Consider the following 19,319-nt stretch of genomic DNA (forward strand, 5'->3'; position numbering starts at 1 on the left):
ACCTGGACCATCGGTGACCGCACGGTGGCCGGGGCGCTGGCCGAGCACGGCGGCACGGGCACGACCACCCTGGCCCACACCTTCACCACACCGGGCCTGTACCCGGTGGCGGTGACGGTCACCGACAACCACCGCGGCACCGCCGGCGCCGACAGCGCCGCCGGGCGGAAGGTGTACGTGCTGGTCACCGCCCCGACCGGGGCGCTGGTCGGGCAGGGCACGCTCACCGCCCCGGCCGGAGCCTGCACGCTGGGCACCGCCTGCGCCAAGGCCGGGGAGGCCAGCCTCACCGTCCGGGCGCACCACCCCGGCACCACCCACGGCACGAAGGACACCAAGGACACCAAGAGCACGAAGAGCACGAAGAGCACGAAGAGCACGAAGAGCACGGAGAGCACGGAGAGCACGGAGAGCAAGGGCACGGAAAGCAAGGGCACGGAAAGCAAGGGCGAGGCGAGCGGGAAGAGCGCACTCACCGGGAAGGTCACCTACACCGCGCCCGGGTTCACCCTGACCGGCACCCCCCGGGCGCTGGCCGCCGCGGGCGGCACCGCGATCCTGCGCGGCACCGGCACGGCGAACGACGCGAAGGTCACCTTCGAGCTCGTCGCCACCGACCCGGGCACGCCCGCCGACCGCACCGACCAGGTCCGGCTGAAGGTCTGGGACAGCAACGGCACGCTGATCTACGACAACCAGCGCACCGGCGCCACCGCCCCCACCGTGCGGGGCATTCTCCGCGTCAGCGGCTGACCCCCGCACCACCCGCGGGCCTCGCACCTCCTGAGGCCCGCGAGTGCGGGCCTCACCCGACACGGTGAGGCACGCGGAGTCCTGACACCCGCGGGCCGCCGGCCACCAAGCATGCGGCCCGCGCCCACCGGCTCGGGCCGCTTCCCGCAGAACGGCCCGAACCCGGGGAAGAACGCGGTGAAGGCCCGGCCGCGATGGCGGCCTGCCCTTCCGGGGCGGGCTCTCAAGGGACGGAGTCCCAGGGGACGGGCCCGAAAGACGGCATCAGTGGTGGACGGCCTTCTCCGCGCCGATGCCGGTGAGCGAGCGGACCTCGATCTCGGCGTACTTGCTCGCGCTGTACTCCTTGCTGAGGCGGGCGCCGATGAACCCGGCCAGGAAACCGATCGGAATCGAGACGATGCCGGGGTTGCTCAGCGGGAACCAGGCGAAGTTCGCGTTCGGGAACAGGGCGGTGGCGCTGCCCGACACGACCGGCGAGAAGATCACCAGGACCAGCGCGGAGACCAGGCCGCCGTAGATGGCCGAGACCGCGCCCGCGGTGTTGAACCGCTTCCAGAACAGGCTGTAGAGGATCGCGGGCAGGTTGCCCGAGGCGGCGACGGCGAAGGCGAGCGCGACCAGGAAGGCCACGTTCTGGCCCTGGGCGAGGATGCCGAGGCCGATGGAGATCGCGCCGATGACGAAGGCCGAGATCCGGGCGACCAGGACCTCCTCCCGGTCGGTGACGTTGCCGCGCTTGAACACGTGCGCGTACAGGTCGTGGGCGAAGGAGGAGCTCGACGCCAGGGTCAGACCGGCGACGACCGCCAGGATCGTGGCGAACGCGACCGCCGCGATGACGGCCAGCAGAATCGTCCCGCCCACGTCTCCGAAGATGGCCCTGCCGACCGCCTCGGCGAGCATCGGGGCGGCGGTGTTGCCCGCCTTGTCCTGCGCGAGGATCGCCTTGCCGCCGACCAGGGCCGCGGCGCCGAACCCGAGCACGAGGGTGAGCAGGTAGAAGGTGCCGATGATGCCGATGCCCCACAGGACCGACTTGCGGGCCTCCTTCGCGGTGGGCACCGTGTAGAAGCGGATCAGGATGTGCGGCAGGCCGGCGGTGCCGAGCACCAGCGCCAGGCCCAGGCTGACCAGGTCGATCTTGCCCGCGATCCCCTGCGCCTCGGTGCCGTACTTCAGGCCGGGCTCCAGGAAGGCGGCGCCCTTGCCGCTCTGCGCGGCGGCGTCGCCGAGCAGCCCGGAGAGGTTGAAGCCGTACCTGCCGAGCACCAGCAGCGTGACCAGGGTCGCGCCGCCCATGAGCAGCACGGCCTTGACGATCTGTACCCAGGTGGTGCCCTTCATGCCGCCGACCACCACGTAGACGATCATCAGGATGCCGACGCCGACGATGGTGAGCGCCTTGCCGGTCGGCGAGGTGACGCCGAGCAGCAGACCGACCAGCGCGCCCGCGCCGACCATCTGGGCGAGCAGGTAGAAGATCGACACGGTGATGGTGGAGACACCCGCCGCCGTGCGGACCGGCAGCGGGCTCATCCGGAAGGCCAGCACGTCGGCCATGGTGAACTTGCCGGAGTTGCGCATCAGCTCGGCGACCAGCAGCAGCGCCACCAGCCAGGCGACCAGGAAGCCGATCGAGTACAGGAAGCCGTCGTACCCGGACAGGGCGATGATCCCGGCGATGCCCAGGAAGCTCGCGGCCGACATGTAGTCGCCGCCGATCGCGAGGCCGTTCTGCGCACCGCTGAAGGACCGGCCACCGGCGTAGTAGTCGGTGGCGTCCTTGGTGTGGCGGCTGGCCCAGAAGGTGATCCCCAGCGTCCCCGCGACGAACAGCAGGAACAGGATCGTGGACAGTGTCTGGTGGCTCATTCGGTCTTCCCCTCGACCTCGTGACGGATCTCGTCGGCCAGCGGGTCGAGCTTCTTCTCGGCATAACGGGCGTAGGCCCAGGCGATCCAGAAGGTCGACACGAACTGGAGCAGACCGAAGATCAATGCCACGTTGATGTTGCCGAAGACCTTCGCGCCCATGAAGCCACGCGCCCAGCCGGACAACACCACGTAGAGCAGGTACCACGCGAGAAACGCCGCGGTCATCGGGAACGCCCAGTTCCGGAAACGCCGCTTCAGTTCCTGGAACCGTTCATTGGCCTGGATCTCTTCATAGACCGATGCATCATGTTGCCTGGCGGTCACCGGACCTCCCACGGATGTGATCTGGATCACGGACAACGTAGGAGGGGACGCTACCCCGAGAGGAGCCCCGCAGGCGGACTCTTCGCCGAGGCGCCGCCGAGTCGCGTTCAACTGGGAGGGCCTTGCGGTGAAAGGTCTGTATCGTGCGACGAGCGGTCGGCGCTCCGCCGCCTGAGCGCGTGCGCGCCGGCGCAGCAGACGGTCACCCCGACCACCGCGAGCAGGACCCGGTAGTCGACCAGCGAGACCAGCACCGCGCCCGCGACCAGGGAGAGCAGCTGGGTCACCCCGGCCGCCGCCTCGAAGGCGGTGGTGACCCGGCCGACCAGGTGATCGGGGCTGCGGCGCTGTACGAGGGTCATCCTGGCCACCCCCGCGAGGTTCAGTCCCGCGCCCGCCATCATCATCGCTCCCAGCATGACCGCCTCGACGGGCAGCATCCACAGCATGACCGCCACACCGTACAGGCCGATGCCCGCGCCGATCGCGAACAGTTCACCGCGGCGCGCGATCACCGCGGCGCCGCACACTCCCCCGCCGATCGCCCCGATCCCCATCGCGACGGAGGTGAACGCGGTGAACTCCGGAGACCTGCCGAGGCCGTGCTCGATGACCGCGAAGATCAGCGACTCGGTCGCCCCGGCCAGCGTGAACATCAGGCAGAACGCCCCGGTCGCACGGCGCAGGTACGGATCGGCGGCGAGGTGGTGGGCCCCGGCTGAGAGCTCCTCGCGCCAGCGTCCACGCGGGACCGGCGCGACGGGCGGCGGCGGGGGAAGCGCCGCGAAGGCCACCGCGGCGGCGAGGAAGGTGAACGCGTCGAACAGGACGAGCGCCCCGATCCCGAAGCACTCGTGGATGGCCACCCCCAGCAGCGGCCCGACCAGACGCACCCCCTGCCGGGTGGTCTGCAGAGCGCTGTTGGCCTCGGCCAGGAGGTCCTCGGGCAGGATGCTCTTGAGCAACCCGCTGAGCGCCCCGAAGATCATCGCGTACGAGCAGCCCATGGCCGCCGACACCGGGTAGACGAGCCAGAACGTCTCCGGCCCCGTGACCGCGGTCAGCGGGGCGAGGGAGACCCCCGACAGCACGCACGCGACGACCAGGAACCTTCGGCGATCGACCCGGTCGATCACGTACCCGAACAGGGGCGAGAAGCACAGGGGGAGGGTGAAGAAGAACAGGGTCAACCCGGCGGCGCCGTCCGAGCCGGTGAGCCTCTTGGCCAGGATGCCGGGGATCAGCAGCAGCGAGGCGTCACCGAGAAGGCTGACCGCCATCCCGACGTAGACGAGCCGGAACCCTGGCCGGCGCAGGACGTTCCGCATCACCGGCGACCGCGAGGCGGCCCGGCGGCCCGGTCGGCGGGTGGCGGGACGGCACGATGAGCGGATGGCCGGACGGCCCGATGAGCGGGAGGTGGGACGGCCCGGTGCGCGAACGGCGAGGCGGCCCGATGAGTGGGCGACAGGACCGCCCGGTGGGCGGGTGGCACGGCAAGGACGCCGCCGACGACGGCGGCCACCTCACGAAAAGCTCTAATTCCTAACAAAACTAATCAAAACAACCTAAATTTCGGTTCGTATGGTTATTCCGACATAGCGCAATGAGCGCGTCAAGAGGATCGAGGACGCCAATCGCCACGGTCGAGGTCAAGGGTCTCGGGAGTGTGCAGACGCACCATCGTGCGGGCCACGTTCGGCGGGACGCGACCCGGCGTGAACAGCGACACCACGATCATGACGAGGAAGGCGACCGGAACCGTCCACGCGGCGGGCTGGGCCAGCAGGGCACCGAGCAGGCCGGTGTGCGGCCCGCCGCCGATCGTCATCAGCACCGCGCCGCAGGCGAGCCCGCCGCCCACGAGCAGCCCGGCCATCGCGCCCACCGGGGTCAGCCGCCGCCACCAGATGCCGAGCACCAGCAGCGGGCAGAAGGAGGAGGCCGCGACCGCGAACGCCAGGCCCACGACATCGGCGACCGGCAGCGCGCGCGCCGAGGTGGCCAGAGCCAGCGGCACGATCACGGCCAGCACCGCCGCCGCCCGGAACGAGCGCACCCCTCCCTTGAGGATGTCCTGCCCGATGACCCCCGCCACCGACACCGTCAGCCCGGAGGAAGTCGACAGGAACGCCGCGAACGCCCCGGCCGTCACCAGCGCCGTCAGCAGGTCGCCGGCCACCCCGCCGATCAGCCGCCCGGGGAGCGTGAGCACGACGGTGTCGCTGCCCTCCAGCTCCGGCACGTAGATCCGGCCCAGGGCGCCGTAGACGGCGGGCAGCAGGTAGAAGGCGCCCAGCAGCGACAGCACCACCAGCGTCGTACGGCGGGCGGCCCGGCCGTCGGGGTTGGTGTAGAAGCGGACCAGCACGTGGGGCAACCCCATGGTCCCCAGGAAGGTGGCCACGATCAGCGAGTAGGTCGAGTAGAGGCCGTACTCCCTGCCGCTGGACAGCGGCAGCGCCCAGGTCGCCGCGTCCCGCGCGCTCACCCCCGGCGCTCCCCCGGCGCGCCAGGCCAGGAGCAGGAACACCAGCGGCACGGCCAGCGCGGTCAGCTTCAGCCAGTACTGGAAGGCCTGCACGAACGTGATCGAGCGCATGCCGCCCGATATCACGTTCACCGAGACCACCGCGGCCACCAGCAGCCCGCCGGCCCAGGCGGGGGCGCCGGTGATGGCCCGCAGCACCACGCCCGCGCTCTGGAACTGCGGCATCAGGTACAGCCAGCCGATCAGCACGACCAGCACCCCGGCCATCCGCCGCACCGCCATCGACTCCAGCCGGGCCTCGGCGAAGTCGGGCAGCGTGTACGCGCCCGAGCGGCGCAGCGGCGCCGAGACCAGGACGAGCAGGACCAGGTAGCCGCCGGTCCAGCCGACCGGCAGCCAGAGCATGTCGGCGCCGTAGGTGAGGATCAGCCCGGCGATGCCCAGGAAGCTCGCCGCCGACAGGTACTCCCCGCCGATGGCCGAGGCGTTCCACAGCGGGGAGACCGTACGGGAGGCGACGTAGAAGTCGGAGGTGGTCCGTGACAGGCGAATGCCGAACGCGCCGATCAGCACCGCGGCCAGCACCACCAGCACGACCGCCGTCACGCCGTACGCCGTGTTCATCGCTCCCGGCCCGGGTACGCGGTCCTCATCGCTCCCGGTCCACCAGCTCGGCGAAGTGGCGCTCGTTCCGCTCCGCCTGCCGGACGTAGAGCCAGGCACCGGTCACGAAGGCCGGGTAGATCAGGCCGGCCAGCACCGCCCAGGGCAGCGGGATCCCCAGCAACCGGACCTCGCGCAGCTCCGGCACCAGCAGGAACAGCAGCGGCAGACCGCCGACCACGCAGCCGAGCACCGTGCAGACGAACAGGGCCAGCCGGAACTGGGTGCGGATCAGCGAGCGCATGTACACCTCGCCCAGGTGGGTCTGCTCGTCGATCTCGCGGGTCGCCGGGTAGCGAAAGTGGCGCGCGGCCATGGTGCGGGGACTGGTCACGACCTCCCGGCGCGGTCGCTCCGGCTCCCGGCGTGCCCCCGCGTCCCGGCCGTCCCTGTGCGGACGTTCCCCGTCCGGCCGGGCCCGGTCGGGCCCCCGGCGCGCCCGGCCCGGCTCCCTCACGGGCCGCTCGGGGTCTCTCGCGGACCGCTCGGGGTCTCTCGCGGACCGCTCGGGGTCTCTCGCGGGCCCGCCGGACCGCCCCGCGGGCTCTCCCGGGGGCCGGTCGGCCGGGCGGGTCAAGCGGCCCGTGATCCACCGCAGCGGCTCGGTCCCGTCACGGGATCCGGGGTCACGGCTCATTCGGACCGGCCCCGACGCGCCCGGCGGACCAGGAGGTCGCGCAGCTCGCGGGTGTGGCGGCGGCTGACCGGGATCTCGGTGCCGCCGACGCGGACCACGCAGCGGCCCGAGTCGATGTGCAGCTCGTCGATGTGCTTGACCGCGACCAGGTGGCTGCGGTGCACCCGGACGAACCCCGCCGAGGACCAGCGCTCCTCCAGCGTGGCCAGCGAGATGCGCACCAGGTGGCTGCCACCCGCGGTGTGCAGGCGGGCGTAGTCGCCCTGCGCCTCGACGTAGCGGACCTCGGTGCTGGCCACGAACCGGGTGACACCGCCGAGCTCGACCGGGATGGTGTCCGGCTCGGTACGGCCGGGGCTTTCGCTCTCCGGCAGCTCCGACGAGACGCACACCCGCCGGATGGCCTCGGCCAGCCGTTCCGGCCGGACCGGCTTGAGCAGGTAATCCTCCGCCTTGATCTCGAAGGCGTCGACCGCGTGCTCCTCGTAGGCGGTCACGAAGACCACCCGGGGAGGATTGGCGAACTGCGAGAGCAACCGGCCGAGCACCACCCCGTCCAGGCCCCGCATCCGGATGTCGAGGAAGACGGCGTCGATCGGGCGCCCGTCGGCGATCGCCCGGTCGAGGACCCGCAGCGCGGCGGCGCCGTCCCTCGCCGTGGAGACCTCGCCGATGCGCGGATCGTCCCGCAGCAGGTAGGCCAGGTCCTCCAGGGCGGGGAGCTCGTCGTCCACCGCAAGGACGCGAAGGCCGGTCACGGTCACTCCTCCGGGTCGTTCACATGCGAATTTCTAGAGAGTTATAAATCAGACATCATGTGTCAACTGTCTCAGGTCTGGAAGTGCCGCACGCCCTGTCAGCGGGCGGAGACGTTCGGATGGTACTTCGGCAGGCGGACGCTGACCTTGGTACCGGCCCCCTTGGCCGTCTCGGCCACCAGCCCGTACTCGTCACCGTAGACCTGGCGCAGCCGCTCGTCGACGTTGACCAGGCCCACTCCCCCGGCCCCCGAGCGCTCGTCGGCGTCACCGGCGAGGATCCGGCGCAGGCGTTCGGGATCCATGCCGACGCCGTCGTCCTCGACGCTGATCCGGCACTCCGAACCGGCGTCCTCGGCGACGATCGAGATGCGCCCCACGCCGGGCTTGCTCTCCAGCCCGTGCTGCACCGCGTTCTCCACCAGCGGCTGCAGGCACAGGAACGGCACCGCGACCGCCAGCACCTCGGGGGCGATGCGCAGCGTGACCTGGAGCTGGTCCCCGAAGCGGGCGCGTTCGAGGGTCAGGTAGCGGTCGATGGAGCGCAACTCCTCGGCCAGGGTGGTGAACTCCCCGTGCCGCCGGAAGGAGTAGCGGGTGAAGTCGGCGAACTCCAGCAGCAGCTCGCGGGAGCGGTCCGGGTCGGAGCGGACGAAGCTCGCGATGGTCGTCAGCGAGTTGTAGATGAAATGCGGGGAGATCTGCGCACGCAGCGCCCGCACCTCCGCCTCCATCAGGCGCGTCCTGGACCGGTCCAGCTCCGCCAGCTCCAGCTGCGAGTCGACCCAGTTCGCCACCTCGTGGGCGGCCCTGACCAGGCCCGCCGAAGCATGCCCGCCGTAGGCGGCCAGGGAGCCGACCACCCGGCCGTCGGTGGTGAGCGGCACCACCACGGCGTACCTGATCGGGCACTCGGGGAGGTCGCACGAGACGACCTCGGGGCCCAGGACCCGGGTGCGGCCTCCGGAGAGGGTCTTGGCGGCGTGGGTGAACGCCTCGCGGGCGTGATGCTCCCCCTCGCCGTCGTAGACCAGCAGCCGTTCCTCGTCGGTGATCGCCAGGGCCGGCGAGCCCAGCAGCTCGCGCAGGTACCGCGAGGCCTTCTGCGCCCCCGCCTCGGTCAGCCCGGCCCGCAGCGGCGGCGCGGCGAGGGAGGCGGTGTGCAGGGTCTCGAACGTGGCCCGCTCGGCCGGGCTGCTGCCCAACTCCCTGCGCCCGCGCAACACCCGCCACAGCACCAGGGCGGGCACCCCCACCAGGGCGGTGACCAGCAGCACCGCGACAACGGGTTCCACATTCCGGACCTTATACGCCCCGCCCCGTCCCCGCTCCCTCCGGGAAGGCCACCGGCGCGGCTTCCCCGGAAGACCGCCGGTGCACCCCGGGCCGATACCGGCCGGGCGGCCCGGTCCCCCCGCGCGCAAGGCCCCGCCCCAAGGCGCCCACCTCACCCGTGGGCCGGGCGAGCGCCTTCGGGAAACCGGAGAACGGCGTTCCGCCTACGGCCGTACTCTGACGGGAGGACGTCCTCCGTCGACATGGGGTGCCACCGTGAGTGACGACAGCACGATCGGGCAGCGGCTCCGGCGGGCGCGCCGGTATCGCGGCATGAGCCTGCAACTCCTCGCCGACCGCAGCGGTCTGTCCAAGGGTTTCCTGTCCATGGTCGAGAACGGCAGACGCTCCCTTGAGCGCCGTTCCCACATCACCGCCCTGGCGGACGCGCTCGAAGTGTCGGTGGCAGAGCTGACCGGTCAGCCATACAGTCCTCCCCCGAAATCCGATGGCGCGGGCGGCCACGATGCCGTTCCCCGGGTTCGCGTCGCCCTGCTCGGCTCTTCGCTGGACGAACCCGCCGACGTTCCAGCCCGGCCCCTGGATCACCTCCTTGCGGAGACCGAACTGGTGGAAAGGCTCTGCGAGGCATCGCGCTACGGGGAGTTCGGGCAACTGCTCCCGGATCTCCTTCCCCAACTCCACGTGGTCGTGGAGACGGGCGACGAGCGGCAGCGCCAGGAGGGATTGCGCGCGGTGGTCCGTGCCTGCCATGCGACGTTCTACCTGTTGAAAGACCTCGGCTACCTGGACCTGTCCCAGATAGCCGTGCAACAGGCCCGTGAAGCGGCGGCCATGCTCGACGACCCCGCGCTGACCGGTCTGGCGGCCTTCGTTCGGACCCACGCCCTGATGCCTGCCGGGGTCTACCCCGTCGCGCTCAAGAACGCCGAACGGGCCGCGGACCGGCTCCAACTGGTCGCCGCCGGCCCGGCCCGGGAGTTGTACGGCATGCTGCATCTGTCGGCCGCGCTCGCCTCGGTGAGCCTCAACCGGTTCGGCGACGCGGAGGCCCACCTCGACGAAGCCGTGGAGACAGCTGGGCGCACCGGAGAAGGCAACGCCTTCGGTCTGCACTTCGGACCGACGAACGTGGGGGTGTGGCAGGTCGCGCTCACGCTGGAACGCGGAGACGGCGGCAAGGCTGACGAGATCGCCCGATCGGTGAAGACCGACCTCATTACCTCCGCCGGCCGTAAGGCGTCGTTCTACGCCGACTGGGGTCGCGCGCTCGCCCAGTTGCCCGCACGCGAGCGCGACGCGGTGGCGAAGATCCGCCAGGCCGAAGCCCTGGCGGCAGAGCAGGTGCGTAACAACCCTCTCGTCCGTGAGACCGTGAGCAACCTTCTCAGCCGGGGACGAGGTCCTGCCGTGGGACGAGATCTGCGGGGCCTGGCCTACCGGTTCGGAATCTCATAGGTGACGGTCACACCGGGTTCACAGTCGTAAACAAATAGTGTTCTCGTGTGGCTACCGTCGCACTCATGCAGACCGAACTTTCCGGCCGTAGGGCGCTCGTATCAGCCGAGCGGCTCCAGGCAGAATTGGGTCACCTGGGGGTTGGATCCGACGTTCACGCAGGCCACGGCATGGCAATGGTCTCCGTATGGGTAGGGCTGGTGGTGTGGTCGGACGGTGAGCGCTTCTGGTGGCGTACCGGCTGGAACATCGAGCACAGACGACCCGTCTACGCGTGGCATCCTTCCACCGAACCTCGCCGGGCGGCACGTCGGGTAGCGCGACGCTACGCCAGCCTTCGGGAAAGGCATCCGGTGGTGGGCTCAACCGTCGAATCGTCCCCAGCGGACCACGCAAGAGCAACAGGGTGACGCCGGGGGAACTGAGGACCCGCTTCGGACGGCGTTGGATGATCTCGGACGGTGCGGGTGCCGGGTGGTACGCGGTCCGGCGTGCCCCTCTCTCCGCTCACGGGCTGGAACACGGCCTGTCCGACGTCCGATGCGGGGCGGATCTCGTCGAGTTGAACCACCACCTGGAGGCCGAGCTTCGGCTGGAGAAGCAGATGTGGGAACACGCCCCCTTGCGGCGGGCGTCGTGACCCGCCTCGTGGACGGGCGTGACGGCGCGTCGCACGGAGGGGCACCGCCGCCACACCTCACCGTCAGGCGCCTCATCCCGCGGGGAGCTGCCCTGCGAAGCTCCCCGGCGCTCAGGGAGTCCCGGGAGTTCCCCTCGCTCACCACCTGGCCGTTGACCGGTCCACCTTCTCTGGGGTGGCCCGGAGCTCCGCCTCCAACTCCTCGACGATCCGCCGCACGAGCGTCCGGAGCCGGTTGCGCCTTCCGGTCAGCTCCTCGGCGAATGTCCGCGCCGCCGGTCCCACCCAGACTGCTTTCCCGGTGAACGAGGCGTGCGCCGGATCCAGCGCCGTCTCCAGCCGCGCCGCGTGCGCCCGCACCTGCGCCAGGGCACGCTGCAGTTCCTCACGCCGGGGATTGGGCACCATTCCATCCGGACCGGAAACCATCTATTCCGCCTTCCGTTTCAGCGTTCCTCCGGTACGGCTTACGTGTTCTCCTGGACGATATGAGATCGTGCGCTAAGTCGGCCAGTGCTTCGAAGGAGACTCGATGCCCCGTTCTACGCTCTATTTCCCAATAAGGATTGGCATGTCACTTCTACTGGCCGGGACGGCCCTGACCGCCTGCGGAGAGGAGGAACCCACCGCGGCCGAAGCGGGGGAAACCCTCAAGGCGCATGTTTTGAAGCTTCTCGAAGAAGTCAACGCGCAGAACATCCAGATCACCGATCCGGGCGGGAAGGACATTCCCTGCGGTGACGGCAGAGCCAAACGCACCTTCGCCGCCACCGGGCAGGACATCGCAACTGAACGCAGAGCAAGCGGTCTCAACGAAGTGATGGTAGGAGCGTCAAAGCGGGTGGCAGATTATGATCTTGCCGATATCGGCGACCCCAACGACATAAATGACGCCATGACGTTGACCAGCACGCCATCCAGAACCTCTCTGATATTACAGTCCTCGGTCGATGGCCAATACTCAGTACGCGGAGAGACCGATTGCCTCAATCGGTTGTGAGGCTTCCTTTATAGAGACCCGCACGGCGGAAAGGGTGATCTTTACGTCCATCAAAGTGGCCCGAGAGGGCGATGCTGAGTTTCCCGACACTCCGCTTGCCTTCAGCACCCATGCCGTTGTCGATGAACCACTGTTCCAACGCTTTCATTCCGGCATTGCCCTGTCTGGCGATCTCACTGAAGGGGCGCAGGTTGCCGTTCGCGTCGGCGATGGCCGCACCGGACGGGGGAACCCTGGGGGTGAAGCCCTGTTCCATGAGAAGCTGGGCTATCGCGTGCTGGCGGCCCAGGGTTTCACTGCCGTCCAGTTCCTCCAGTTCGGCCACCTTCTCCCCTGGTTCGGAACCGTAGGTGTCATAAGCGGATTTCCCCGCGGAGATCAGGGTCCACGTTCTGACGTAAATAGAGAAGGGCGGAAGCAGGCCGGTGACGCCCATCAACGCACCTTCGAGGATGTCCTGCGCGTCCTTGGCGTCCTTGAGCGCCTCGTCCTGAGGCTTCAGCACGCGGACCGCCGCGGCGAGTTCGAAGCCGCGGACGTTGCCCAGGGCGGTGAACAGGTTGTCCAGGGCGGTGACGTCGCCGGTGTTCCTGACGTGGCGGGACGCCTCGGGAAGCAGTCGCCCGGTGAGTTCGCCCATGCCCGCTTCGAACGGGGCGCGGCCTTCGGCGGTTCCGGTGAAGGTGGTGAGGAAGCGGAAGGTGTCCTCGGGGCTGAGCCGGAAGGCGCCGCGCAGGCCGGGAACGGTGAGCGGTTCGAAGAACCCCGGGGTGACCTGGAGCGCGCTGTCCTTGGTCATGTCGGTGTCGCCGATGTCGGCGCCCAGGGTGATCTCGGGGGCGTAGGAGCCCGCGATCTCCGCCAGGTGCGGCCGGGTGGCGTCACCCAGTTCGAGGTCGTCGGCGGTGGTCATCACCGTGTACGCGAAGAAGGCGGCTTCCTTGCTGTGTCTGCCCTGCTGCTCGTCGTAGGCGCCCGACGCGGCGGCCAGCAGCCGCCCGAAGCCGCTCGCCGCCTCGGGGGATCCGTTCACGCGCTCGTTGAGCGTCCTGAGGAACGCGGCCAGTTCGGGCCGGGCCTTCCACAGCTGCGGGGAGCCGGGCAGCGCCCCGAAGGGGGATTTCGCAGAGGCCGGGACGGGGCTGAGGTTCGTGACGGAGCTGATGGCGAGTCTGGCCGCGGCGGGGTTGTTCCCCAGGGCGTTGAGGAGCTTGCCCAGGGTGGGGCCGGTCACCTTGCTGCCCGCGGCGAGCGCGGGAGCCGCGATCCCGGCCAGCCACTCGGCCGGGTAGCGGCCGTGGCTCAGCAGATCGGCGACCTCGTCCAGGGCGTCGGCCTTCTCCACGGCTCTGACGACCGCGGCGAAGCCCGGCACCTTCGCCCCGCCCGCGATCGCGGTGGCGAGGGCCGTCCCGGCGACGCCGAGCGCTTCCTCCCCGTCGGCCAGGCGGCTGAGCTGCTCACCGAGCGCGCGGGTTCCCCGGGGGCCGAGGGCGGCGAAGAACGCCGCGGTGAAGTCGGCGTCGTGCCGGTGGGCGTCGAGTTCTTCGACGAGCGCGGCCATCCGGTCGGAGGCGTACGGGCCGAGGAGGGAGAACTCGTCGAGGTCGATGTCCGTGAAACGTTCGCCCAGGTCCTTGCCCTGGCGCCGGGCCTCCGCGGGGGAGAGCGAAGCGCTTTCCCGGTATCCGGTCAGTCCGCCGCCGAGCAGCGCGGCAGGTTCGGCGGCGATGGTGTCCATCCGCCGGCGGAGCCGGGGAAGCTGCTCCTCGGCCCAGCCGCCGATCTCTCTGACCGGGGTGAGCGAGGCGGCGGGGAGGCCGGCCGCGGCCAGTTCCCTGCGGATCGCCTCGGTGTGCTCGGCGATGACCTGACCGGCCCGTTCGAGGTCGGTGATGAAGCCTCGCATCAGCGCCGGGTCGATCCCGCTGAAGCCGGGCGAGAGCGGCCCGGTCCCCGGTGTCACCGTCGGCGTGTCCCCCACGTCTTCCCCACCTCCGCGCAACCGTCATGACCGCGGTGTCCCCGCCGTATCGGGTGATCGCCTGACTGCCCCGCCCCCGTGCCCGTGAGAGGCCGCCCCGTCACCCGCAGGTAATCATCATGACCGCACGGATCTCCCGGCCGCCATCCCGGGGCCGGAAGAGGCCGGGTGGTTCAGGGGCCGAAGGATCGGGCTCACGGAGCCGGGGAGACGAACCGCACGTAGGGGGCGGAACCGGAGGGCTCCCGAGACGAACCGCTCAGGAGGCGGGACCGGGAACCTCACGGGCCCGGAGGGTGAACCACTCGGCAGGCGGGGCCGAGGAGCTTCGGAGACGAACCGCTCAGGAGGCGGAGTCGAGGGCCTCACGGATGCGGAGGGCGTACGACTCGGCCTCGGCCGGGTCGGCGTACGTGGTGCGGGGCCAGAAGAAGCCGCGCAGGCCGTCCTTGCGGTTGCGGGGAACGACGTGGACGTGGAGGTGCGGGACGCTCTGGCTGATCCGGTTGTTCAGCGCGACGAACGTGCCGCCCGCCGCCAGGCCGTGCTCGACGGCGGCGGCGACGGCGCGGACCCGTTCGAAGAGCGGGCCCACCTGCGGTGCCGGGAGGTCCGGCAGGGTCTCGACGTGGGTCAGCGGGACCACGAGGACGTGGCCCTTGAAGACCGGCCGCGTGTCGAGGAACGCCGCGCACACGTCGTCGGAGAGGACGACGTGGCCCGGCCGGTCCCCCGCCGCGATGGCGCAGAACGCGCACTGTCCGTCTGACATCACGTCAGAATAGGCGGCGGACCGACGTCACGTCAGAATAGGCGGCGGACTGTCCGGACGACCGCTTCGCCGACCGTCCGGCCCCGGCTGCCGATCCCCCGCCGGGCACCGTGGCGGGCCTGCTGACGGGCCGATCCCCTGCCGGGCACCGTGGCGGGCCTGACGGGCCGGTCACCCCGGGCGGGGGGGGCGGGTCCGATCACCATCCGACTTTGGCGGCACCCGATATGAGGGATTTCGCAATGACCATCCGCTGAACGTCGTTGGTCCCCTCACCGATGGCCATCAGGGGCGCGTCACGGTACAGGCGCTCCAGGACGAACTCCTGGGAGTAGCCGTAACCGCCGTGGATCCGCATGGCCTCCATGGTGCTCCGCAGGGCGACCTCCGAGGCGAAGTACTTGGCCATCGCCGCCTCCGCGTTCACCGCGCCGGCCTCCGAGCGGACCGCCGCCCAGTAGGTGAGCAGCCGGGCGGCCTGGATCTCGGTGGCCATATCAGCGATCTTGAGCTGGACGGCCTGGAAGTCCGCGATGGGCCGGCCGAAGGCGTGGCGCTCCCGCGAGTAGTTCAGCGCGGCGTCGTAGGCGCACTGGGAGATGCCGACCGCGCGGGCGGCGATGTTGATCCGGCCGAGTTCCAGGGCCGACAGCGCCTGCTGCATGCCCCGCCCCTCCACCCCGCCGAGCAGTTGCGAGACCGGGACGCGCACGTCCTGCAGGACGATCTCGCACGTCTCGGTGCCCTTGTAGCCGAGCTTGGGCAGGTCGCGGCTGACGGTGTAGCCCGGGGTGCCGGCCTCGACGAGGATCAGGGACATGCCGCGGTGCGCGGGCTCGGTGACGGCGGTCTTGACCAGGACGGGCATCGGGTCGGCGTGGCGGGCGTTGGTGATCCACGTCTTGGTCCCGTTGATCACATAGTGGTCGCCGTCGCGGACCGCCCGGGTCTGGATGCCCTGCAGGTCGGTGCCGGCCGCGGGCTCGGTCAGCGCGATGCCGGTACGGCGGGCCCCGGTGGCGAGGTCCGGCAGGTAGGCGTCGCGCTGTTCCTCGGTGCCGTACCGGGCGATCATCCACGAGGCCAGGGAGTGCGAGCCGAGCACCCCGGCCACGCCCATCCACCCGCGCGCGATCTCCTCGAAGACCAGGGCGAACGAGACCCGGTCCAGCGCCATCCCGCCGTACTCCTCGGGGATCGTGATCCCGAACAGCCCCATCTGCTTGAAGCGCTCGACGATCTCGGCGGGGTAGCGGCCGGTCCGCTCCCACTCGGCGGCGACCGGCACGATCTCCTTGTCGACGAACTCGCGCAGGGTCTGGCGGAACAGCTTCTGCTCGTCGTTCAGCTCGAAGTCCATCAGGGGTCCTCTCGAAGACGGGAAGGGTCTCCCTCACGGGGTCTCCCTCACGGGGTCTCCCTCACGGGGTCTCCCTCACGGGGTCTCCCCCAGGGGTGTCCCCTTTACGGGCGTCTCCCCGCGAGGCGCCCCGTACGGGCGTCTCCCGCAGGCGCCTCCCCGGGGCCGGCGGCGGCCCTTACGGGGTGAGCGGCCCTTACGGGGTGAGCGGCCCTTACGGGGTGAGCGGCCCCTACGGGGTGAGCGGGCCGTTCTTGGCCTGCGGGAAGTAGTTCTTGTCGTGCGGGGCGTCGCGCCGGTAGACCATGACCGTGCGGCGCCAGGACATGATCTCGTCACCGTCCTGGTTGAGACCGCGGGTGCGGCAGGTGACGATCCCGGCGTAGGGTCGCGAATTCGACTCCCGCTTCTCCAGCACGATCGACTCGGCGTAGAGGGTGTCGCCCACGAAGACGGGGTGGGTGAGCCTGATCTCGTCCCAGCCCAGGTTCATCAGGGCGGTCTGGCTGACGTCGATCACCGACAGGCCGAGCACGATCGCCACGGTCAGCCCCGAGTTGACGATGATCTTGCCGACCGGGGCGCGTCCGGCGAAGTGGGCGTTGAAGTGGTTCTGGTTGGTGTTCATCGTCAGCAGCGTGAACCAGGTGTTGTCGGCCTCGCTGATCGTGCGGCCGAGCGGGTGCTGGTAGACGTCGCCGACGACGAAGTCCTCGTAGTAGCGGCCGAGGCCGGGTTCGTGAACGGTCACGGTCTCTCCCTCAGCGGTGAGACCTCGACGCTAATGGTCTGATGTTTTTCCGGTCAATGGCTTGCTTGGTCATTTCTCGGCCGGGGAGCGGTGCCTTTTGCGGAAGGCGGTCCAGCTGGTCTCGTTGGGCTCCGACCATTCCTCGGGGGCACGGGCGAAGCGCGGGGCGTGCGCGGCGACGTGCTCGCGGAGACGGTCCGGAACCTCGTCGTAGCCGCCGAGCTTGGCCCCTCTGCAGTGGTAGACCAGCGCTCCGGGCCGGGTCCCGAGCTCCATCCACGGCAGCCAGGGCGACACTCTCGTCCAGGAGAAGGCGGCGGGCACCGAGCTCGCCCCGGACGCGAGCCCGGCGGCGGCGGTGAAGAACTGGAACAGCTCCATCGCCCGGTAGGTGTCTCCCGCCGAGTGGCCGGGGAACTCGGCGACCGGGAGCGGCGACGGGTACGCCAGCAGGACGTCGGCGTTGAACACCACCTGGTCGCCGAGGAGGACCCGCGGCGCGCGGAAGGGACCGGAACGGCCCCGCTCCAGCAGGCGCTGGTTGGCCGGGTCGTTCCAGACGTGCATCACCTCGGCCGGGCGGCCGGTGAGGGGGTTGTCCCAGGCGCGCAGGATCTCGCGGGTGCGGGGGTCGAGGTAGACGGCGGCCTCGCGGGTCAGCAGCTCGTAACCGCCGGGCACGGCGCGGGCGCGGGCGACGTTGAGGCCCTCGAAGCCGAACAGGTGCAGCGGCCCGCCGTCGGGCAGCCAGCCGTACACGTCGCCGGTCCACCAGGAGACCGTCTCGGCCCCGGCCGCGCAGGCGCGGACCCGGACGAAGTCCCGCAGGTCTCCCGCCGGGTCACCGGAAGGTTGAACGATCATGCGCGCCGTCCCGTCGTGAAGGCTCGCGGCCGGCCCCGGCCGCCCTACTGCCCTGATCGTTCCACGCTGGGGTAGTAGGCGGTCCGGAGGCTCTCCAGGTGTCCGAGGGTGGCCAGGCGGGCTCCCTCGGCGTCCCCTGCCTCGACGCGCTCCAGGATCGCGCGGTGCTCGCGGTCGATGCGGTCGAGGGCGGCCCGCGGGGCCCGGTCGCGGACGAAACGGCCCTCCAGCACCTCGAAGACCGGCCGGGCGACCACCTCCAGCAGCGGGTTGCCGGCCGCGCGGAGCAGGACCACGTGGAAGTCGCGGTTGGGCTCGAAGACCTCACCGGGGCCGCGACCGCCCGCACCGGCGATGCAGCCGCGCAGCAGGTCCAGGTCCGCGTCGGTGCGGCGCAGGGCGGCCAGGCCCGCCGCGGGGACCTCCACCAGTTCGCGGATCTCGGTGAGCTGGTCGATGCCCACCCGCATCAGGTCGAAGCTGGTCCGCAGGTACGCGCTGATGTGGTCGGGGTCGGGGCGGGCGACGAAGCTGCCGCCGGCCACGCCCCGGACGGTCCTGATCAGGTTCTGGCTGGCCAGCAGGCGCAGCGCCTCGCGGACCGTGCTGCGGCTGACGCCGTACCGGGCGCACAGGTCGGGCTCGACCGGCAGCCGGTCACCGGGCTGGAACTCCCCCGCGACGATGCGACGGCGCAGATCCTCGGCGAGTGCCTGGTAGGCGGTCACACCCAGCGATCGTAGGGGAGAACGTCCGGCTGTCCACCCGCCTCCGCGTCCGTCCCCGTCGACCGGGTGTCCGGGGAGACCCCGAGGAGACCCGGCTACCGGCGAGGAGCGCGCGGCCGGGACGGCCTCCGGAGGATCGACCGGGCCTTCCGGGGACTCTCCCGGCCGGTTCCTCCGCCCGGCCGGGAGTTAGCATCACGGTGACCGCCATGCCGAGATCCCGAGGAGAGCCCCGGTGACACCGGTCCCCTACGACGAGTGGCGCGCGAGCGCCGCCGAGCCCGTTTTCAGCGAGTGGCTGCGGGCGCACAGCGAGCCGGAGTGGACCGCGGTGGTGTGCCACCCGTTCGCCGCCTCGATCACCCGGGGCGACGTCCCCGACGCCGACATGCGCCGCTACCTGGTCCAGGACTTCCAGTTCGTCGACGCCTTCACCGCCCTGCTCGGCGCCGCGGTCGCCAGCGCGGACAGCTTCGAGTCGCGGGTGCCCTTCGGCCGCTTCCTGGGCGAGACCGCCACCACGGAGGAGAAGACCTATTTCCACCGGGCGCTCGCCGCACTCGGCGCCACCCCCGCCGAGATGACCTCACCCGAACTGGAGCCGGTGACGGCCGACTTCCGCGCGCTGATGGACGAGGCCAGGACCAGCCTGGACTACCCGCTGATCCTGGCGGTGCTGTGCGTGGCGGAGTGGAGCTACCTCGGCTGGGCCGGCCGTGCCGAGGGGCCGCCGCCGGAGAACTTCGTGCACCGTGAGTGGGTCGAGCTGCACGAGGGGCCGGCGTTCCGCGCCTGGGTCGCCTTCCTGCGCGGCGAACTCGACCGGCTGGGACCCGCGCTCGACGAGGAGGGGCGGCTGCGCGTGCTCGACGTCTTCCGGCGCGCCGTACGGCTGGAGCTGCGCTTCTTCGACATGGCGGCGGGCGGCTCCCCCGGCCGCCCGTGACCGTCCGCCGAGCGGGC

The 19,319-nt window shown here is 70.7% G+C and carries 17 protein-coding genes and 1 pseudogene; 4 read left to right on the plus strand and 14 right to left on the minus strand.

Going from position 1 to position 19,319, the window contains the following annotated elements; genetic code table 11:
• Positions 1-753: pseudogene (locus tag ABD841_RS10895) on the plus strand (hypothetical protein); the annotation flags it as partial.
• A gap of 264 nt (positions 754-1,017) precedes the next feature.
• Here the strand turns inward: ABD841_RS10895 and ABD841_RS10900 are convergent.
• The 7 genes from ABD841_RS10900 to ABD841_RS10930 form a co-directional block, all read right to left on the minus strand.
• The gene (locus tag ABD841_RS10900) at positions 1,018-2,628 is read right to left on the minus strand and encodes a solute symporter family protein (RefSeq protein ID WP_344970287.1); all 1,611 of its coding nucleotides are present in this window, start codon (positions 2,626-2,628) and stop codon (positions 1,018-1,020) included.
• Positions 2,625-2,954, minus strand: a complete 330-nt coding sequence (locus ABD841_RS10905) for a DUF485 domain-containing protein (protein ID WP_344970288.1) — start codon at positions 2,952-2,954, stop codon at positions 2,625-2,627. The genes ABD841_RS10900 and ABD841_RS10905 overlap by 4 nt, the downstream gene beginning before the upstream one ends.
• Positions 2,955-3,061: 107 nt before the next feature.
• Positions 3,062-4,282 (minus strand): MFS transporter, encoded by a 1,221-nt coding sequence (locus ABD841_RS10910; protein WP_344970290.1) that lies wholly within the window; start codon positions 4,280-4,282, stop codon positions 3,062-3,064.
• A 287-nt stretch (positions 4,283-4,569) separates the two neighbouring features.
• Positions 4,570-6,069: a sodium/solute symporter gene (locus ABD841_RS10915; RefSeq protein WP_344970292.1), complete on the minus strand. Its 1,500-nt coding sequence runs from the start codon at positions 6,067-6,069 to the stop codon at positions 4,570-4,572.
• Positions 6,070-6,094: 25 nt separating this feature from the next.
• Positions 6,095-6,442 carry a hypothetical protein gene (locus ABD841_RS10920; protein WP_344970293.1) on the minus strand — a complete coding sequence of 116 codons (348 nt, stop codon included), beginning with the start codon at positions 6,440-6,442 and terminating at the stop codon, positions 6,095-6,097.
• 299 nt (positions 6,443-6,741) lie between these two features.
• Positions 6,742-7,503 (minus strand): LytR/AlgR family response regulator transcription factor, encoded by a 762-nt coding sequence (locus ABD841_RS10925; protein ID WP_344970295.1) that lies wholly within the window; start codon positions 7,501-7,503, stop codon positions 6,742-6,744.
• Positions 7,504-7,601: 98 nt separating this feature from the next.
• Complete coding sequence (locus tag ABD841_RS10930; RefSeq protein ID WP_344970297.1) at positions 7,602-8,798, minus strand: sensor histidine kinase; 1,197 nt, start codon at positions 8,796-8,798, stop codon at positions 7,602-7,604.
• Between the two features lie 256 nt (positions 8,799-9,054).
• Here ABD841_RS10930 and ABD841_RS10935 point away from each other — a divergent pair, with 256 nt between their 5' ends.
• The gene (locus ABD841_RS10935; RefSeq protein WP_344970298.1) at positions 9,055-10,257 is read left to right on the plus strand and encodes a helix-turn-helix domain-containing protein; all 1,203 of its coding nucleotides are present in this window, start codon (positions 9,055-9,057) and stop codon (positions 10,255-10,257) included.
• A 778-nt stretch (positions 10,258-11,035) separates the two neighbouring features.
• Here ABD841_RS10935 and ABD841_RS10940 read toward each other — a convergent pair.
• The gene (locus ABD841_RS10940) at positions 11,036-11,326 is read right to left on the minus strand and encodes a hypothetical protein (protein WP_344970300.1); all 291 of its coding nucleotides are present in this window, start codon (positions 11,324-11,326) and stop codon (positions 11,036-11,038) included.
• Positions 11,327-11,468: 142 nt separating this feature from the next.
• Between ABD841_RS10940 and ABD841_RS10945 the strand changes: the two genes are divergently transcribed.
• Positions 11,469-11,897, plus strand: coding sequence for a hypothetical protein (locus ABD841_RS10945; protein WP_344970302.1), 429 nt, complete (start codon positions 11,469-11,471; stop codon positions 11,895-11,897).
• On the opposite strand, the gene ABD841_RS10950 is transcribed toward ABD841_RS10945, so the two are convergent.
• The 6 genes from ABD841_RS10950 to ABD841_RS10975 form a co-directional block, all read right to left on the minus strand.
• Positions 11,884-13,881: a hypothetical protein gene (locus ABD841_RS10950; RefSeq protein ID WP_344970304.1), complete on the minus strand. Its 1,998-nt coding sequence runs from the start codon at positions 13,879-13,881 to the stop codon at positions 11,884-11,886. The two genes, ABD841_RS10945 and ABD841_RS10950, sit on opposite strands and share 14 nt — an antisense overlap.
• A 343-nt stretch (positions 13,882-14,224) precedes the next feature.
• Positions 14,225-14,653, minus strand: coding sequence for an HIT family protein (locus tag ABD841_RS10955; RefSeq protein WP_344970305.1), 429 nt, complete (start codon positions 14,651-14,653; stop codon positions 14,225-14,227).
• A gap of 199 nt (positions 14,654-14,852) precedes the next feature.
• Positions 14,853-16,013, minus strand: coding sequence for an acyl-CoA dehydrogenase family protein (locus ABD841_RS10960; RefSeq protein ID WP_344970307.1), 1,161 nt, complete (start codon positions 16,011-16,013; stop codon positions 14,853-14,855).
• 232 nt (positions 16,014-16,245) lie between these two features.
• Complete coding sequence (locus tag ABD841_RS10965; RefSeq protein WP_344970309.1) at positions 16,246-16,764, minus strand: MaoC family dehydratase; 519 nt, start codon at positions 16,762-16,764, stop codon at positions 16,246-16,248.
• 69 nt (positions 16,765-16,833) lie between these two features.
• Positions 16,834-17,628: a DUF1838 family protein gene (locus ABD841_RS10970; RefSeq protein ID WP_344970311.1), complete on the minus strand. Its 795-nt coding sequence runs from the start codon at positions 17,626-17,628 to the stop codon at positions 16,834-16,836.
• 44 nt (positions 17,629-17,672) lie between these two features.
• On the minus strand, positions 17,673-18,356 hold the full coding sequence (locus ABD841_RS10975; protein WP_344970312.1) for a FadR/GntR family transcriptional regulator: 684 nt from the start codon (positions 18,354-18,356) through the stop codon (positions 17,673-17,675).
• Between the two features lie 235 nt (positions 18,357-18,591).
• Between ABD841_RS10975 and ABD841_RS10980 the strand changes: the two genes are divergently transcribed.
• A complete protein-coding gene (locus ABD841_RS10980) occupies positions 18,592-19,302 on the plus strand; it encodes a TenA family protein (RefSeq protein WP_344970314.1) in 711 nt (236 codons plus the stop codon).
• Positions 19,303-19,319 lie beyond the last annotated feature (17 nt).

The organism is Streptosporangium fragile (assembly GCF_039534445.1).
Classification (GTDB): Bacteria; Actinomycetota; Actinomycetes; order Streptosporangiales; family Streptosporangiaceae; genus Streptosporangium; species Streptosporangium fragile.

What these genes read in the sequence shown, in the direction of transcription:
- ABD841_RS10900 (WP_344970287.1), bottom strand. Translation starts at nt 2,628, where the DNA reads ATGAGCCACCAGACACTGTCCACGATCCTGTTCCTGCTGTTCGTCGCG.
- ABD841_RS10910 (WP_344970290.1), bottom strand. Translation starts at nt 4,282, where the DNA reads ATGCGGAACGTCCTGCGCCGGCCAGGGTTCCGGCTCGTCTACGTCGGG.
- ABD841_RS10915 (WP_344970292.1), bottom strand. Translation starts at nt 6,069, where the DNA reads ATGAACACGGCGTACGGCGTGACGGCGGTCGTGCTGGTGGTGCTGGCC.
- ABD841_RS10940 (WP_344970300.1), bottom strand. Translation starts at nt 11,326, where the DNA reads ATGGTTTCCGGTCCGGATGGAATGGTGCCCAATCCCCGGCGTGAGGAA.
- ABD841_RS10945 (WP_344970302.1), top strand. Translation starts at nt 11,469, where the DNA reads ATGTCACTTCTACTGGCCGGGACGGCCCTGACCGCCTGCGGAGAGGAG.
- ABD841_RS10955 (WP_344970305.1), bottom strand. Translation starts at nt 14,653, where the DNA reads ATGTCAGACGGACAGTGCGCGTTCTGCGCCATCGCGGCGGGGGACCGG.
- ABD841_RS10960 (WP_344970307.1), bottom strand. Translation starts at nt 16,013, where the DNA reads ATGGACTTCGAGCTGAACGACGAGCAGAAGCTGTTCCGCCAGACCCTG.
- ABD841_RS10970 (WP_344970311.1), bottom strand. Translation starts at nt 17,628, where the DNA reads ATGATCGTTCAACCTTCCGGTGACCCGGCGGGAGACCTGCGGGACTTC.